Origin of the sequence: Pseudomonas sp. LAP_36, from assembly GCF_019456785.1 — a bacterium.
Lineage (GTDB): Bacteria > Pseudomonadota > Gammaproteobacteria > Pseudomonadales > Pseudomonadaceae > Aquipseudomonas > Aquipseudomonas tritici.
Genome location: NZ_JAHZMS010000001.1, coordinates 557,489 through 572,785 on the forward strand (window position 1 = coordinate 557,489; position 15,297 = coordinate 572,785).

Sequence of the window (15,297 nt, forward strand, 5' to 3'; positions counted from 1 at the left end):
CATGAATGATTTACAGATCGACGACATCAAGACCGATGAAAATGCTGCCATGGTGTTGCTGGTCGACGACCAGGCCATGATCGGAGAAGCCGTGCGACGTGGCCTGGCCCATGAAGAAAACATCGACTTCCACTTCTGCGCCGACCCGCACCAGGCGATTGCCCAGGCGATCCGCATCAAACCGACCGTGATCCTGCAAGACTTGGTGATGCCTGGCCTCGACGGCCTGACGCTGGTGCGCGAATACCGCAACCACCCGGCCACGCAAAATATTCCGATCATCGTGCTTTCCACCAAGGAAGACCCGCTGATCAAGAGCGCGGCATTTTCGGCCGGCGCCAACGACTACCTGGTCAAGCTGCCGGACAATATCGAACTGGTGGCGCGCATCCGCTATCACTCGCGCTCCTACATGACCTTGTTGCAACGGGACGCGGCTTATCGAGCGCTGCGAGTCAGCCAGCAGCAACTGCTAGACACCAATTTGGTGCTGCAACGCTTGATGAACTCCGACGGCCTCACCGGGCTGTCCAACCGCCGCCACTTCGACGAATACCTGGAACTGGAATGGCGTCGTGCCATGCGCGACCAGACCCAGCTGTCGCTGCTGATGATCGACGTGGATTTTTTCAAAACCTACAACGACAGCTTCGGCCACGTCGAAGGCGACGAAGCCCTGCGCAAAGTCGCCACCACCATCCGCGAAGCCAGCAGTCGCCCCTCGGACCTGCCAGCGCGCTACGGCGGTGAAGAGTTCGCCTTGGTACTGCCGAATACGTCGCCGGGCGGCGCACGCCTGGTGGCTGAAAAGCTACGCATGGCCGTTGCCGCGCTGAAAATCCCGCACATAGCGCCGGCTGAGGGGGCGAGCCTGACCATCAGTATCGGCCTGTCGACCATGACACCGGTGCAGGGCACGGATTGCCGACAGTTGATCATGGCGGCGGACAAGGGGTTGTATACGGCCAAGCACAATGGGCGCAATCAGGTGTGTATCGAATAACTCGAAGCACCGTAAAACCCCTGTGGGAGCTGGCTTGCCTGCGATAGCGGTGTATCAGATACAGATGTGGTAACTGACGGACCGCAATCGCAGGCAAGCCAGCTCCCACATTTGATCTCCATTGTTCTGTCGATAGCCTACAAACCCCGCCTTTTCGGCCAAGCGGACTGCCGTTTCCGGACGTTTGCCGTTATACTCGCCGGCTTTCAAAAGTTCGCCAACGAGTGCTGCCCGCCATGGAAATCAACCCGATCCTTAACACCATCAAGGACCTGTCCGAGCGCTCCGAAACTATTCGGGGGTATCTTTGACTACGATCAAAAGCATGAGCGTCTGACCGAAGTCAATCGCGAGCTTGAAGATCCTGCTGTCTGGAACAAACCTGAATACGCTCAGGAACTGGGCCGCGAGCGCGCTGCGCTGGCGCAGATCGTCGATACCCTCGACGAGTTGAACACCGGTCTGGCCGATTGCCGTGACCTGCTGGACATGGCCGTCGAAGAAAACGACGAAGGCGCAGTGGGCGATGTCGTCGCCGAGCTGGCCCGTCTCGAGGACAACCTCGCCAAGCTTGAATTCCGTCGCATGTTCAGCCACGAAATGGACCCGAACAACGCCTACCTGGACATCCAGGCCGGTTCCGGCGGCACCGAGGCCCAGGACTGGGCCAACATCCTGCTGCGCATGTACCTGCGCTGGGCTGACAAGCGCGGTTTCGAAGCGACCATCATGGAGCTGTCCGCCGGTGAAGTCGCCGGTATCAAGGGCGCGACCGTACACATCAAGGGCGAATACGCCTTTGGTTGGCTGCGGACCGAGATCGGCGTGCATCGCCTGGTGCGCAAGAGCCCGTTTGACTCCGGCAACCGTCGGCACACCTCGTTCTCTGCTGTGTTCGTCTCGCCAGAGATCGACGACAAGGTCGAAATCGAGATCAACCCGGCCGACCTCCGCATCGATACCTACCGCTCCTCCGGTGCCGGTGGCCAGCACGTAAACACCACCGACTCGGCCGTACGTATTACCCACGTACCGACCAACACCGTGGTGAGCTGCCAGAACGAACGCTCCCAGCACGCGAACAAGGACACCGCCATGAAAATGCTGCGGGCCAAGTTGTACGAGCAGGAAATGCAGAAGCGCAACGCCGCTTCCCAGGCGCTGGAAGACACCAAGTCGGATATCGGCTGGGGTCACCAGATCCGTTCTTATGTGCTTGATGCGTCGCGGATCAAGGATTTGCGCACTAACATCGAACGCAGCGACTGCGACAAGGTGCTCGACGGCGATATCGACGAATACCTGGAAGCCAGCCTGAAGTCAGGCCTGTAACCCCGTTTTAGGAGCCGGCATGCCGGCGATCCCCGGCCGCAGGCCGGGGGCAACGAACCTGATGGAATATTTAAAGACATGAGCGACCAACAACTCGACCCGCAAGCCCTGCAACAGGAAGAAAACTCCCTGATCGCCCTGCGCAAGGAAAAGCTGGCTGCCGAGCGCGCCAAGGGCAATGCCTTCCCGAACGACTTCCGCCGCGAAAACTACTGCGATGCCTTGCAGAAGCAATACGCGGACAAGACCAAGGAAGAGCTGGCAGAAGCGGCGATCCCGGTCAAGGTGGCAGGTCGCATCATGCTCAACCGTGGCTCGTTCATGGTGATCCAGGACATGACCGGGCGTATCCAGGTCTACGTCAACCGCAAGACCCTGCCTGAAGACACCCTGGCCTCGGTGAAAACCTGGGACATGGGCGACATCATCGCCGCCGAAGGCACCCTGGCCCGTTCCGGCAAGGGCGACCTGTACGTTGAAATGACCAGCGTACGCCTGCTGACCAAATCCCTGCGCCCGCTGCCGGACAAGCACCACGGCCTGACCGACACCGAGCAGCGCTACCGCCAGCGCTACGTTGACCTGATCGTCAACGAAGAGGTGCGCCACACCTTCCGCGTGCGTTCGCAAGTGATTGCGCACATTCGCAGCTTCCTGATGCAGCGTGACTTCCTCGAAGTCGAAACCCCGATGCTGCAAACCATCCCGGGTGGCGCAGCCGCCAAGCCGTTCGAAACCCACCACAACGCGCTGGACCTGGAAATGTTCCTGCGTATCGCGCCTGAGCTTTACCTCAAGCGTCTGGTGGTTGGCGGGTTTGAGAAAGTGTTCGAGATCAACCGCAACTTCCGTAACGAAGGCGTTTCGACGCGTCACAACCCAGAATTCACCATGTTGGAGTTCTACCAGGCCTACGCCGACTACGAAGACAACATGGACCTGACCGAAGAACTGTTCCGCGAACTGGCACAGTTGGTCCTGGGCAGCACTGACGTGCCGTACGGCGACAAAGTGTTCCACTTCGGCGAGCCGTTCGTGCGCCTGTCGGTGTTCGATTCGATCCTCAAGTACAACCCCGAGTTGACCGCTGACGACTTGACCGACATCGACAAGGCCCGCGCCATTGCCAAGAAAGCCGGCGCCAAGGTGCTGGGTTTCGAAGGCCTGGGCAAGTTGCAGGTGATGATTTTCGAAGAGCTGGTGGAGCACAAGCTGGAACAGCCGCACTTCATTACCCAGTACCCGTTCGAAGTGTCGCCGCTGGCCCGTCGCAACGATGACAACCCGAACGTCACCGACCGTTTCGAACTGTTCATCGGCGGCCGCGAAATCGCCAACGCCTACTCCGAGTTGAACGACGCGGAAGACCAGGCCGAGCGCTTCATGGCCCAGGTGGCTGACAAGGACGCCGGCGACGACGAAGCCATGCACTACGATGCCGACTTCGTGCGCGCCCTGGAATACGGCATGCCGCCAACCGCCGGTGAAGGGATCGGCATCGACCGCCTGGTGATGCTGTTGACTAACTCGCCGTCGATCCGCGATGTGATCTTGTTCCCGCACATGCGGCCACAAGCGTAACCGTAGCGAAATCCAGAGCCGCCTTTATAAGGCGGCTTTTTTATGCGGCGTTTATAAGCGTCAAGCAAACAGCGCCAGGTTTTGTTCTATTCAAGGATGTGTGTCGTGAACCGCGTAATGGCTCAAGAAGGCGCCGCCGGCATTGCTGCTGCCGTGGCTGAAAGCGTCCAGTACCAGGGCCGTAAGGCCAGTCGACGGGGCAGTGAGCAACGCAGGCAAGACATTCTCGATGCGGCGATGCGCATCGTGGTGCGTGATGGCGTACGGGCCGTGCGCCATCGGGCAGTCGCGGCAGAGGCGGGGGTGCCGTTGTCGGCCACCACCTACTATTTCAAGGATATCGATGACTTGCTCACCGATACCTTCGCCCAATACGTCGAACGCAGTGCCGCGTTCATGGGCAAGCTGTGGGTGCGTAACGAGGGTCTGCTGCGTGAAATGGTCGCCTATGGCGACGGCAGCCCGCAGTCACGCTCGCAACTGGCCGATGATATTGCGCGTTTGACCGCTGACTACGTGTTGCGCCAACTGACCAACCGCCGTGAGCACCTGATGGCCGAGCAGGCCTTTCGCCAGGAAGCGCTGCTGAACCCGCGGTTGGCTGAGCTGGTGCGTTCCCATCAGCAGATTCTGTTGCAGGGCACAGGGCAGTTTTTCCAGGTACTGGGCTCCCGCGAGCCGCAACAGGATGCCAAAGTGTTGACGGCGATAATCAGTCGGATGGAATATCAGGGCCTGCTGGGCGGCGCAGAGCCTCTGACCGGTGAAGAGATGCTTGAAATTCTCAAGCGTTATATGCATTTGGTGTTGGCCTCGGTCTGACACCGGGGGAGTCCAATGAAAACCTGGCGTGTGGCGGTAATCGCCTTGTCGTTCCTGTTGCTCAGCGGTTGCTTGGTGACGTTCAAGGACCCGCTGCCGGCTCATGAGGCGGCGCCGGATGAATTGCTGGGCCATTGGACCAGCAGGAATGCCTGGGGCGAACCGCTCAATCTGCAAATCAGCGGTGCTGGTGAGCATCGCTATAAGGCGGTGAGCTACCCTAAAGCCACACCGGCCCAGCGCGATGAATACCTGTTTACGGTTTCGCGTCATGGCAGCCGCTGGTATCTGTCGGCACCGTTGCCGGCCAAGTTCGGAGGGCATTACTTCCTGGCAGGATTCGAGTTCGACGATAAGCACGAATTGGTGGTCTATAACCTCGATCTGGAACAGATTCACCAGGCCATCGGGCAACAGGTGCTGCACGGCGACACCGTGGAAACCGTCGAAGGCGATGGGGTATTGGTCGACAGCCCCATGGACCAAGTGTTTGCCTACCTGGATGACCCGGCCAACGCCGATGTATTCGTGGAAGCCGTGCGCTACCAGCGCACGGGCAAATAACGTTTAAAGAGGAAGCACCGGGTGGACGATTACCAGCAGACGATACGCACCTTGTCTGATCGCATTGTGCTGGCGCAGACACCGATTCGCGTCCTCGACGCCGTGAAGTGGGACGACAACATTCGCCAGGGATTCCTCAAGGCCAAGGGCAAGGAAATGCCCGCGGTGGACCGCGACTACTACCGGAACCGACCGCTGTCGTTTGATTCCAGCGCGGTAAAGCTGGAGTTCCAGAACATCGAGCGCGACATTACCCGTCGCCTCGGCCAGTTCAGCCCCGTGGGGCAGATCATGCGCCGCATGTGCCGGGAATATCGCATGGTTGTGCGCATGCTCGAAGCGCGCGGTACCGAGGATTTCGGCCTGATATCCCAGGAACTGTACGGCGCCGCCTCCGATGCGTTCCACGCTGGCGACCCGACCCTGGCGGACCTGGGCCTGATGCTTTCTGACTATCTGAACAACATCGACGGCCGTGGCGATTTGAAGGATGAAGCCAAGACCCTCACCGCCAAGGACGCCGTGGCGCTGCTGCAAACACGCCTGAACAAGGTATTTGGCGAGGCCGAAGAGACTATCCGCGTGTTCGAGTCCGACGGTATTGTCGCCGACGCCGCGGCGGGCGCCGACTACATCAAGATCCGCGCCGACGCGATGTTCAATGACCGCGACGTGCGCGCCTTGGAAGTGCATGAAGGCCTGGTGCATGTTGGCACCACGCTAAACGGGCAGAACCAACCGATCTGCACATTCCTGTCCAAGGGCCCGCCGTCCTCCACCGTGACCCAGGAAGGCCTGGCGATCCTGATGGAAATCATCACCTTTGCCTCCTACCCGAGCCGCCTGCGCAAACTGACCAACCGCACCCGTGCCATCCACATGGTGGAGGAGGGCGCCGACTTCCTGCAGGTGTTTGAGTTCTTCCGCGAGCAAGGCTTTGAGATGGGCGAAAGCTATGGCAACGCCAGTCGCGTATTCCGTGGCTCGGTGCCGAACGGTCTGCCGTTTACCAAGGATCTGTCCTACCTCAAGGGCTTTATCATGGTCTACAACTACATTCAGCTCGCCGTGCGTAAAGGCAAGCTGGAGCAAGTGCCGCTGCTGTTCTGCGGCAAGACCACCCTGGAAGACATGCGCACCCTGCGTCAGCTGGTCGACGAAGGCCTGGTGGTGCCGCCCAAGTACTTGCCGGAGCAGTTCCGCGATATGAACGCGCTGGCGGCGTGGATGTGCTTCTCCAACTTCCTCAACCACTTGAGCCTGGATCGGATCGAGGCAGATTATTCGAATATCCTTTGAGGAAACCGGATCAAACAGGTGGGAGCAGGCGAACCAGCTCCCACATTTGATCTCATTTGTTTTTGAGAAATGAGTACAACCTTCCAGCGAGGCTTCAACGGATGAGAATCCTCGGCATTTTGTGCCTGCTACTCACTTTGAACGGCTGCAGCTCCCTGCTGTTCTACCCCGAGCCCGGCCTGCCGTTCACGCCGGAAAAAGCCCGCCTGCAATACCGCGACGTCACCTTGACCACCGCCGATGGCGTGAAGCTTCACGCCTGGTGGCTACCGGCCAAGCCCGGCGTGCCGCTCAAGGGCACGGTGCTGCACTTGCACGGCAACGGCGGCAACCTCGCCTGGCACCTGGGCGGCAGTTGGTGGTTGCCTGAGCAGGGTTACCAAGTACTGCTGCTGGACTATCGCGGTTATGGGCTGTCGGAAGGTAAGCCATCATTACCCGCGGTCTATCAGGATGTTGATGCGGCGTTCAGCTGGATCGACAAGGCGCCCGAAACCCAGGGCCAGCCGCTGATCGTTCTGGGCCAAAGCCTGGGTGGCGCGCTGGCGGTGCACTACCTGGCAGCCCATCCGGAACGTCAATCCCGGCTCAAGGCGCTGGTGCTGGACGGCGTGCCCGCCAGTTATCGTGACGTAGGACAATTCGCCCTCAGTACTTCCTGGTTAACATGGCCGTTTCAAGTGCCCCTGTCCTGGCTGGTACCGGACGCCGACAGTGCGATCCGCGCCATGCCTCAGCTGACGGGTGTGCCGAAACTGTTGTTCCACAGTCTGGATGACCCCATTGTGCCAGTGGCCAATGGCATCCGCCTGTACCAGGCCGCGCCGCCGCCAAGGGTGCTGCAGTTGACCCGGGGCGGCCATGTGCAAACCTTTGCCGACAAGACCTGGCAAACCGTGATGCTGCGCTATCTGGACGACCCGCAACACTTCAACGGCCTACGTCGCCTGGGCGAAATTCCGAACTATCCCACTCGAAAAGTTGATTCATCAGAGAGCCCGCAATGAGCGAAGAACGCAATATGATCCCGCTGATCCTCACCGGTATTGGCACTATCATCGGTACCGTCGGTTGCCTGTGGTTCTACGGTTACCTGCACTTTGCCAAACCCGAAGATGCATTGCTGCTCAGCGATTTCACCCTGCTCAAGACCGTGCCCGGCGAGGACTACAAGATCTCCCTGACCCCGGCCGCGCAAGTGGCGCAATGCGTGGATGGCGTGCTGGTGATGTTCGACACCGAGCAGAAAGGCCTCAGCGGTGTGCTGGTGAACAACAAGAAGCAGGCCGTGCGATGCATGGGGCAAGAAACCCCGCAATTGCAGGAGTGAACGCTGTTTTCAGCGCTGTGGGAAAGCTCCGTTTTGCGTACCGTTTAATGATTTAACGCCTGTCAGGCGTTCAGCCGGCCGGAACCAGCCTGGCGCGCTCACCACAGATTATGGGCTGATTGGCGATGCTGATCGGCCCATTTTTTTCATTAGTCTGGAGTGAGCATATATGGCGGGTATAAACGGAGTGTCGGGCGTAGGGAGCATGGGCGCTGGTGCCAATGTTGGGGGCGCCCAATCAAACCAAGGCCTCGATCAGCAGATCCGAGACGTTCAAAATAAAATCAAAGAAATGCAGGCACAAGGTGCTAAAGGCGGTCAAGGTAGCGAGGGCGGAGCTGGCCTCGACGAACTGATGAAACTGCTGGAGAAGCTGCTGGCACAGAAGGCTCAGGGTGCACAGGGCGCGCAAGGCGATCAAGGCGCACAAGAGGGTCAGGCTGGCAGTCAGGGCCAAATCCAAATGCCGGAGACACAGGGCTCAGGCAAGGTCGGCGGGTAATTCGCGCTCCCTCAAAAAACCGCCTCTATTGGGCGGTTTTTCATGTTGAGTTAGACCGACAATCCGCAACGGAGCAGGCGGTGTGACGCGTGGCACACGCAAGTCACGTAGCGGCATGGGACATTCGCAGAGGAAATGTCTGGAACCGTTTCGGCTCAAGCTCCCACATAAAAAGGTGCAACCTACTCAGATTGGGTCGAGGATGAAAATACATATTCCTGTATTGGAAAACATGTTGGCCATGGCAAGACAGCATGTGGCGCTGGAACAGGAAGCTGCTCGCAGGTACAAGCGCGATCAACGGATGGATGAACCGGCCAGCGCAAAGATTGAACTGCCAGCCGAGGATACGAATCGCACCATTCAGTTTGACGAGCCGAAAAAAAACCCACCGTGAGGTGGGTTTTTTTATGCGGCGCCAATCAATCAGTTAGCAACGGAAGACCGTGGCTTGACCGGTTGGTTGTCGTTGGAGATGGTCACTTCAACGCGGCGGTTCATGGCACGGCCCGACACGCTGGTGTTGTCGGCAACCGGGTATTCCTTGCCATAGCCTTGAGTCACGATGCGCGAGATGTCCACGCCTTGCTGAGCCAGTGCGCGTTGCACGGAGGCTGCACGGCGCTCCGACAGGCTCTGGTTGTACGAGTCGGAACCGGTGCTGTCGGTGTAGCCTTCGACGATCACCTTACGGTCCGGGTTGTCGCGCAGGAACTGAGCCAGCTTGGTGATGTTAACCAGGCCGCTGGATTTCAGATCAGATTTGTTGGTGGCGAACAGCACGTCACCGAAGGTCACCAGGGTGCCGCGATCGGTCTGCTTGGCGTTCAAGCTGTCTTGCAGCTGCTTGATCTGCGCATCACGAGCATCCAGCAAAGCGCGAGCGCGTTCGTCGCCGGCGTTTTTCAGCTTGGCTTCGGATTCGCGCAGCACGATGGTGTCTTTGGCCACTTCAACACGCTGGTTGGTCAGGTAGGCCAGTTGGTCGACTTTCTTCTGGTCTTCGTTGTCGCGGTAAGCCTTGTCAGCCTTGTCCAGCCATTCGCTGGCGTCCTTGGTTTCCAGCGCCGCGAGCTTGGTCGCTTGCGGGTTGGTTTGCAGGGACGAGAAGTTGGTCCGTGCATTTTCCAGGTTCGCGTTCGGCGGAGTGGAGCAAGCCGCCAGTGCAACGCTCATCGCCAGCAGGGCAGGGATCATCAATTGTTTACGCATAGTCGTGTCGTCCTTTCAATTCTTTATCGGGTGCGATTCGGTCACAGGAAGCGTCTTACTTCTGCTGGATAGCAGCCGGGCGCATGCCTTCCTTACGCAACTCATCAACAGCCTTCTGGGAATCCTTCACAGCCTGTTCAGCCTTGGCAGCCTGGGATTTGCGCTCTGCAACGCGAGCGTCCCACTCGGCTTGTTCGGCCAGGCGACGGGCTTCGTCGTAATTTTTGTCGTGCATGGCAATCTCAGCTTGCTTGAGCTTGTCCTGGGCCGACTTCATTTCTACAGCCGCGTACTCGGTGCCGCCGGCGCTGACAGCGCTGTTCACCGCAGACTGGGTGACTGCATATTGCTCGGTCGGAGGGTTGCCGGCGCAGCCAGCCAAAACGAAGCTGGTGCCGATTGCCAGCGCGGCCAACTTGAGCCCGCGCAGAGGGTTAAACGAGGATTTGGCAGTGCTGGTCTTCATCGTCTTCAACTCCATTAGATAACTCCTAATAACATCAAAATCCATCTCAGGTGGTCAGCGGCGGCGGACTAGCTTTAAAGCTGCGGACGCCTATTCAAACGGCTGTTCCAAGTGATGGCTTACTCGGTGTGACCCGAGGCTTTTTTGAATAGTTCAGCAAAGATGGCGAATTGCCTAAAAATTTTTTTTGACTGATTGGTCAGGGCAAAAAGTTGGAACTTTCTGCTGCACGAACGGTATGCCGGGCTCGATAAAAGCCCGGAATACTTGGGTGAAAAGGAAGTTTTGAAGAGGGGGTCAGCGTTGCGGGTCTTCGTCGCTGGCAGACTGGTCGTGCAGAAACCGCCGCGAAAGTGACAGGAAGCGAGGGGTTGGACCGACATCTTCGTAAAGGGGGTCGCCCTCTTCGTCGGTGGCAATCACATGCTCGCCCTTGACGTACGGAAAGCTCTCTTCAAGCTCTTCCAGGGCCGCGCCGATCAACTCGCCCAGTAATTCTTCGGTCTGACGCTTGGGGTACATTTCGGCGATGGCCGCCAGCCTCGCGGCCGCCTCTACATCCAGATGAATCGCGTACTCGGTTTTGGTCAGGCGACCCTTGGCGTTCTCTTCCCAATGCTGGGCCAATTCTCGGATTTTCATGGCAACCTCAATAAAGCCTGCGTTGGCAGGCGGTGATGAGCAACCAGTCGCCTGCGTAGGTAAACGCGACGACTCAACCTTGAGACTAGCTGCAACTCACAAGGTTTAAAGTCTTGTCATAAATGGACGCTGGCGGCACTCTGGCAGACCTGTGCGTCCCGGATTTCTGGCTGGAGATTGGCTGATGAGTGATATCGATGCACGCTTGCGTGAGGATGTTCACCTGCTGGGTGAGCTGTTGGGCAACACCATTCGAGAGCAGTACGGCGATGATTTCCTCGACAAGATCGAGCAGATCCGCAAAGGCGCAAAGGCTGATCGCCGCGGCGCTGGCGATGAACTGAGTACCCGCGTGAATCAGCTGCAGGAAAACGAACTGTTGCCGGTGGCCCGTGCGTTCAATCAATTCCTCAACCTCGCCAACATCGCCGAGCAATACCAACTGATTCACCGACGCGATGAGTCGCAACCCGCGCCGTTTGAATCCCGCGTATTGCCGGAGTTGCTCGCCCGCCTGCAAAGCGAAGGCCATAGCAACGAATCCCTGGCCCGCCAGTTGGGGCGCCTGGAGATTGAACTGGTCCTCACCGCTCACCCTACGGAAGTGGCGCGCCGTACCCTGATCCAGAAATACGATGCCATTGCTGCCCAACTGGCCCTGCAGGATCACCGCGACCTCACGACCGCCGAGCGCGAGCAGATCCGCCAGCGCCTGCAACGGCTGATCGCTGAAGCCTGGCACACCGAAGAAATCCGCCGTACCCGGCCCACCCCGGTGGACGAGGCCAAGTGGGGCTTTGCGGTGATCGAGCATTCGCTGTGGCACGCCATCCCTAATTACCTGCGCAAGGCTGACCAGGCGTTGCACGCCGCCACCGGCCTGCGCCTGCCCCTGGAAGCGGCGCCGATCCGCTTTGCGTCCTGGATGGGCGGCGACCGTGACGGCAACCCGAATGTCACTGCGCCGGTCACCCGCGAAGTGTTGTTGTTGGCGCGCTGGATGGCGGCCGACTTGTACCTGCGTGATATCGATCACCTGGCCTCGGAGCTATCGATGCAACAGGCCAGCCCGGCGTTGCAGGCCAAGGTCGGTGACAGCGTCGAGCCTTATCGTGCGTTGCTCAAGCAACTGCGCGAACGCCTGCGCGCCACGCGCCAATGGGCACACGCGGCGTTGAGCAGCAGCACCCCGGCGCCGGCCGAGGTGTTGCAGAACAACCATGACCTGCTGGAGCCGCTGGAATTGTGCTACCAGTCGCTGCATGAGTGCGGCATGGGCGTGATCGCCGATGGCCCGCTGCTCGACTGCCTGCGTCGGGCCGTGACCTTTGGCTTATTCCTTGTACGCTTGGACGTGCGCCAGGACTCCAGTCGCCATTCGGCGGCGATGACCGAGATCACCGATTATCTGGGGCTGGGACGTTACGAAGACTGGGACGAAGACGCGCGCATCAGCTTCCTGATGAAGGAGCTGGCCAACCGTCGACCGCTATTGCCGAGCTATTTCAAACCGTCAGCCGATACCGCCGAGGTGCTTAACACTTGCAAGGAAGTCGCCGCCGCCCCGGCTGCCTCCTTGGGTTCGTATGTCATTTCCATGGCGGGCGCGGCGTCCGACGTGCTGGCAGTGCAACTGCTGCTTAAAGAGTCAGGCGTGCAACGGCCGATGCGCGTGGTGCCGCTGTTCGAAACCCTGACCGACTTGGATAACGCCGGTCCTGTGATCGAGCAACTGTTGCTGCTGCCGGGCTATCGCGCGCGTTTGCAGGGCCCGCAAGAAGTGATGATTGGCTACTCGGACTCAGCCAAGGACGCCGGCACCACCGCCGCTGCCTGGGCGCAGTACCGGGCGCAGGAACGGCTGGTGGATATATGCCGCGAACAACAAGTGGAATTGCTGTTGTTCCACGGTCGTGGCGGCACGGTCGGCCGTGGCGGCGGCCCGGCGCACGCGGCGATCCTGTCGCAGCCACCGGGTTCGGTGGCGGGGCGGTTCCGTACCACTGAGCAGGGCGAGATGATTCGCTTTAAATTCGGCCTGCCGGATATCGCCGAACAGAACCTCAATCTTTACCTGGCGGCGGTACTCGAAGCCACGCTGTTGCCACCGCCGCCGCCTGAACCGGCCTGGCGCCATTTGATGGATGAATTGGCGGCAGACGGTGTCAGCGCTTACCGCGCCGTTGTGCGGGAAAATCCGCAGTTCGTTGAGTACTTCCGCCAGTCCACGCCGGAACAGGAACTGGGCCGTTTGCCATTGGGCAGTCGCCCGGCCAAGCGCCGTGCGGGCGGGATTGAAAGCCTGCGTGCGATCCCATGGATCTTCGGTTGGACCCAGACCCGCCTGATGCTGCCGGCCTGGCTTGGTTGGGAAGCGGCGCTGAGCAAGGCGCTGGAGCGCGGCGAAGGCGAACTGCTGGGGCAGATGCGTGAGCAATGGCCGTTCTTCCGTACCCGCATCGACATGCTGGAAATGGTGCTGGCCAAGGCCGATGCCGATATCGCCCGTCTGTATGACGAGCGGCTGGTGCAGCCAGACCTGCTGCCATTGGGTGCGCACCTGCGCGACCTATTGTCGCAGGCGTGCAGCGTGGTGCTTGGCCTGACCGGTCAGTCGCAACTGCTGGCCCATAGCCCTGACACCCTTGAGTTCATCCGCCTGCGCAACACCTACCTCGACCCCTTGCACTTGCTGCAAGCCGAGCTGCTGGCACGCTCGCGCCAGCAGGAAGCGGCGCAGGACAGCCCTCTGGAACAGGCGCTGCTGGTGTCTGTGGCCGGTATTGCCGCTGGTTTGCGTAACACCGGCTAAGGTTTTTTGCGTGTTCTCAATGGCTTGCAGATAAAGCACGTCGGCCGTCCTGAAAAGGGCGGCTGGCGTTTATGCGGCCGGGTTGCACTCAGGCACACCCTACCTATGACGTAAGCCGGGCACGGTTCCTGCGACTTTCGGCGGCTTGTGTGGTTAGGGCCTGCTGTGTATCTTGATCAGCCTTTGGCCGTTTTGGACGGCTGGGCTCATACAGTTACAAACCCTATTTTACGAGATTGGCCCCACGCGGCGAATCCGAGCGTCATCTCTATAAAAAATTGAGGAGCACATCAATGCGCGTCATTCTGCTGGGAGCTCCGGGGGCCGGTAAAGGTACTCAGGCAAAGTTCATCACTGAAAAATTCGGCATTCCACAAATCTCCACCGGCGACATGCTGCGTGCGGCCGTCAAGGCCGGCACCGAGCTGGGCCTGATCGCCAAGAGCGTGATGGACAGCGGTGGCCTGGTTTCTGATGACCTGATCATCAACCTGGTCAAGGAACGCATCAGCCAGGAAGACTGCAAGAACGGTTTCCTGTTCGACGGCTTCCCGCGCACCATTCCCCAGGCCGAAGCCCTGGTGAAGGCCGGCGTCGAGCTGGATGCCGTCGTCGAAATCGCGGTTGAAGACGAAGAAATCGTCCAGCGCATTGCTGGCCGTCGCGTTCACGAAGCTTCTGGCCGCGTGTACCACACCGTCTACAACCCGCCAAAGGTTGAAGGCAAGGACGATGTGACTGGCGAAGACCTGGTGCAGCGTAAAGACGACACCGAAGAAACCGTGCGTCATCGCCTGTCGGTCTACCATTCCCAGACCAAACCGCTGGTGGATTTTTACCAGAAGCTGTCCGCCGCTAACGGCAAGCCGAAGTACAGCCACATTCCTGGCGTCGGCTCGGTTGAAGCGATCACTGCCAAAGTGCTGCAAGCACTGAGCTGATCCCTCGACTGGCTTCACGGATAACGGCCCGCTTGCGGGCCGTTGTTGTTTATACTGGCGCACTTTTTTTCGACTTGGACACCCACAACGATGAGCACCCTGCTGGCCCTGGACACCGCGACTGAAGCTTGCTCCGTTGCCTTGCTGCACGATGGCAAGGTAACGAGCCACTACGAGGTGATCCCGCGCCTGCATGCGCAGAAGCTGCTGCCAATGATCAAGCAACTGCTTGAAGACGCAGGTACTACGTTGGCTGCGGTCGATGCCATCGCCTTCGGCCGTGGCCCGGGCGCGTTTACCGGTGTGCGCATCGCCATCGGCGTGGTGCAGGGGCTGGCGTTCGCGTTGGAGCGCCCGGTGTTGCCGGTGTCCAACCTGGCGGTACTGGCGCAGCGTGCCTTGCGCGAACACGGCGCGCAGCAGGTGGCGGCCGCTATCGATGCGCGGATGGATGAAGTGTATTGGGGTTGCTATCGCGCAACGGCGGGCGAGATGCGCCTGGTGGGCGTGGAAGCAGTGCAGCCGCCGGAGTCGTCTGCGTTGCCGTTGGATGCCAGCGGTGATTGGTTCGGCGCCGGCACCGGCTGGGGGTATGGCGAACGCATTGCCGTGTCGGTGGCCGGCCAGGACGCTGCGATGTTGCCTCATGCCGAAGACTTATTGACCCTCGCGCGCTTCGCGTTCGAGCGGGGTGAAGCGATTCCGGCGGACCAGGCTGCTCCGGTTTATCTGCGCGATAAGGTTGCGCAGACTAAAGCTGAACGCGGGATTATTTGACGTCAAAAATGCTG

16 protein-coding genes are annotated in these 15,297 nt (G+C 59.6%); 13 read left to right on the forward strand and 3 right to left on the reverse strand.

Features of this window, described 5'->3' with window-relative positions; translation table 11 throughout:
• Position 1: 1 nt before the first annotated feature.
• From JBO08_RS02625 to JBO08_RS02670, 10 genes are all read left to right on the forward strand, one after another.
• Entirely contained in the window at positions 2-1,003 is a 1,002-nt protein-coding gene (locus tag JBO08_RS02625) for a PleD family two-component system response regulator (RefSeq protein WP_065872481.1), read from the forward strand.
• 236 nt (positions 1,004-1,239) lie between these two features.
• Positions 1,240-2,335 (forward strand): peptide chain release factor 2 gene (gene prfB, locus JBO08_RS02630; protein WP_139113184.1). Its coding sequence is split into 2 segments (ribosomal slippage): positions 1,240-1,311 and positions 1,313-2,335, totalling 1,095 coding nucleotides; the frame shifts between segments, so codons are not numbered across the junction.
• A 78-nt stretch (positions 2,336-2,413) separates the two neighbouring features.
• Positions 2,414-3,916, forward strand: a complete 1,503-nt coding sequence (gene lysS, locus JBO08_RS02635; protein WP_220074545.1) for a lysine--tRNA ligase — start codon at positions 2,414-2,416, stop codon at positions 3,914-3,916.
• 105 nt (positions 3,917-4,021) lie between these two features.
• The gene (locus JBO08_RS02640; RefSeq protein WP_083207060.1) at positions 4,022-4,738 is read left to right on the forward strand and encodes a TetR/AcrR family transcriptional regulator; all 717 of its coding nucleotides are present in this window, start codon (positions 4,022-4,024) and stop codon (positions 4,736-4,738) included.
• A 15-nt stretch (positions 4,739-4,753) separates the two neighbouring features.
• Complete coding sequence (locus JBO08_RS02645; RefSeq protein ID WP_065872478.1) at positions 4,754-5,302, forward strand: hypothetical protein; 549 nt, start codon at positions 4,754-4,756, stop codon at positions 5,300-5,302.
• Between the two features lie 21 nt (positions 5,303-5,323).
• The gene (locus JBO08_RS02650; RefSeq protein WP_065872477.1) at positions 5,324-6,601 is read left to right on the forward strand and encodes a flavohemoglobin expression-modulating QEGLA motif protein; all 1,278 of its coding nucleotides are present in this window, start codon (positions 5,324-5,326) and stop codon (positions 6,599-6,601) included.
• A gap of 101 nt (positions 6,602-6,702) precedes the next feature.
• Complete coding sequence (locus JBO08_RS02655; protein ID WP_065872476.1) at positions 6,703-7,608, forward strand: alpha/beta hydrolase; 906 nt, start codon at positions 6,703-6,705, stop codon at positions 7,606-7,608.
• Positions 7,605-7,931: a hypothetical protein gene (locus tag JBO08_RS02660; protein WP_064451038.1), complete on the forward strand. Its 327-nt coding sequence runs from the start codon at positions 7,605-7,607 to the stop codon at positions 7,929-7,931. The genes JBO08_RS02655 and JBO08_RS02660 overlap by 4 nt, the downstream gene beginning before the upstream one ends.
• Before the next feature lie 205 nt (positions 7,932-8,136).
• On the forward strand, positions 8,137-8,433 hold the full coding sequence (locus JBO08_RS02665) for a hypothetical protein (RefSeq protein WP_175402980.1): 297 nt from the start codon (positions 8,137-8,139) through the stop codon (positions 8,431-8,433).
• 202 nt (positions 8,434-8,635) lie between these two features.
• Positions 8,636-8,830: a hypothetical protein gene (locus JBO08_RS02670; protein WP_065872474.1), complete on the forward strand. Its 195-nt coding sequence runs from the start codon at positions 8,636-8,638 to the stop codon at positions 8,828-8,830.
• Between the two features lie 29 nt (positions 8,831-8,859).
• Here JBO08_RS02670 and JBO08_RS02675 read toward each other — a convergent pair whose 3' ends face one another.
• The 3 genes from JBO08_RS02675 to JBO08_RS02685 form a co-directional block, all read right to left on the reverse strand.
• Positions 8,860-9,645 (reverse strand): OmpA family protein, encoded by a 786-nt coding sequence (locus JBO08_RS02675; RefSeq protein WP_065872473.1) that lies wholly within the window; start codon positions 9,643-9,645, stop codon positions 8,860-8,862.
• A 55-nt stretch (positions 9,646-9,700) separates the two neighbouring features.
• Positions 9,701-10,111, reverse strand: coding sequence for a DUF4398 domain-containing protein (locus tag JBO08_RS02680; protein ID WP_175402981.1), 411 nt, complete (start codon positions 10,109-10,111; stop codon positions 9,701-9,703).
• 297 nt (positions 10,112-10,408) lie between these two features.
• A complete protein-coding gene (locus tag JBO08_RS02685; protein ID WP_065872471.1) occupies positions 10,409-10,753 on the reverse strand; it encodes a pilin assembly protein in 345 nt (114 codons plus the stop codon).
• A 184-nt stretch (positions 10,754-10,937) separates the two neighbouring features.
• Between JBO08_RS02685 and ppc the strand changes: the two genes are divergently transcribed.
• From ppc to tsaB, 3 genes are all read left to right on the forward strand, one after another.
• Entirely contained in the window at positions 10,938-13,565 is a 2,628-nt protein-coding gene (gene ppc, locus JBO08_RS02690) for a phosphoenolpyruvate carboxylase (RefSeq protein WP_065872470.1), read from the forward strand.
• Between the two features lie 293 nt (positions 13,566-13,858).
• Entirely contained in the window at positions 13,859-14,506 is a 648-nt protein-coding gene (gene adk / locus JBO08_RS02695; RefSeq protein ID WP_049709696.1) for an adenylate kinase, read from the forward strand.
• Between the two features lie 90 nt (positions 14,507-14,596).
• Positions 14,597-15,283, forward strand: coding sequence for a tRNA (adenosine(37)-N6)-threonylcarbamoyltransferase complex dimerization subunit type 1 TsaB (gene tsaB / locus JBO08_RS02700; RefSeq protein WP_065872469.1), 687 nt, complete (start codon positions 14,597-14,599; stop codon positions 15,281-15,283).
• The last annotated feature ends 14 nt before the right edge of the window (positions 15,284-15,297 follow it).

Excerpts from the sequence above, each read along its gene's own strand:
- JBO08_RS02625 (WP_065872481.1), top strand. The coding sequence starts at position 2 with ATGAATGATTTACAGATCGACGACATCAAGACCGATGAAAATGCTGCC.
- lysS (WP_220074545.1), top strand. The coding sequence starts at position 2,414 with ATGAGCGACCAACAACTCGACCCGCAAGCCCTGCAACAGGAAGAAAAC.
- JBO08_RS02645 (WP_065872478.1), top strand. The coding sequence starts at position 4,754 with ATGAAAACCTGGCGTGTGGCGGTAATCGCCTTGTCGTTCCTGTTGCTC.
- JBO08_RS02655 (WP_065872476.1), top strand. The coding sequence starts at position 6,703 with ATGAGAATCCTCGGCATTTTGTGCCTGCTACTCACTTTGAACGGCTGC.
- JBO08_RS02660 (WP_064451038.1), top strand. The coding sequence starts at position 7,605 with ATGAGCGAAGAACGCAATATGATCCCGCTGATCCTCACCGGTATTGGC.
- JBO08_RS02665 (WP_175402980.1), top strand. The coding sequence starts at position 8,137 with ATGGGCGCTGGTGCCAATGTTGGGGGCGCCCAATCAAACCAAGGCCTC.
- JBO08_RS02670 (WP_065872474.1), top strand. The coding sequence starts at position 8,636 with ATGAAAATACATATTCCTGTATTGGAAAACATGTTGGCCATGGCAAGA.
- JBO08_RS02675 (WP_065872473.1), bottom strand. The coding sequence starts at position 9,645 with ATGCGTAAACAATTGATGATCCCTGCCCTGCTGGCGATGAGCGTTGCA.
- JBO08_RS02680 (WP_175402981.1), bottom strand. The coding sequence starts at position 10,111 with ATGAAGACCAGCACTGCCAAATCCTCGTTTAACCCTCTGCGCGGGCTC.
- JBO08_RS02685 (WP_065872471.1), bottom strand. The coding sequence starts at position 10,753 with ATGAAAATCCGAGAATTGGCCCAGCATTGGGAAGAGAACGCCAAGGGT.
- ppc (WP_065872470.1), top strand. The coding sequence starts at position 10,938 with ATGAGTGATATCGATGCACGCTTGCGTGAGGATGTTCACCTGCTGGGT.
- adk (WP_049709696.1), top strand. The coding sequence starts at position 13,859 with ATGCGCGTCATTCTGCTGGGAGCTCCGGGGGCCGGTAAAGGTACTCAG.
- tsaB (WP_065872469.1), top strand. The coding sequence starts at position 14,597 with ATGAGCACCCTGCTGGCCCTGGACACCGCGACTGAAGCTTGCTCCGTT.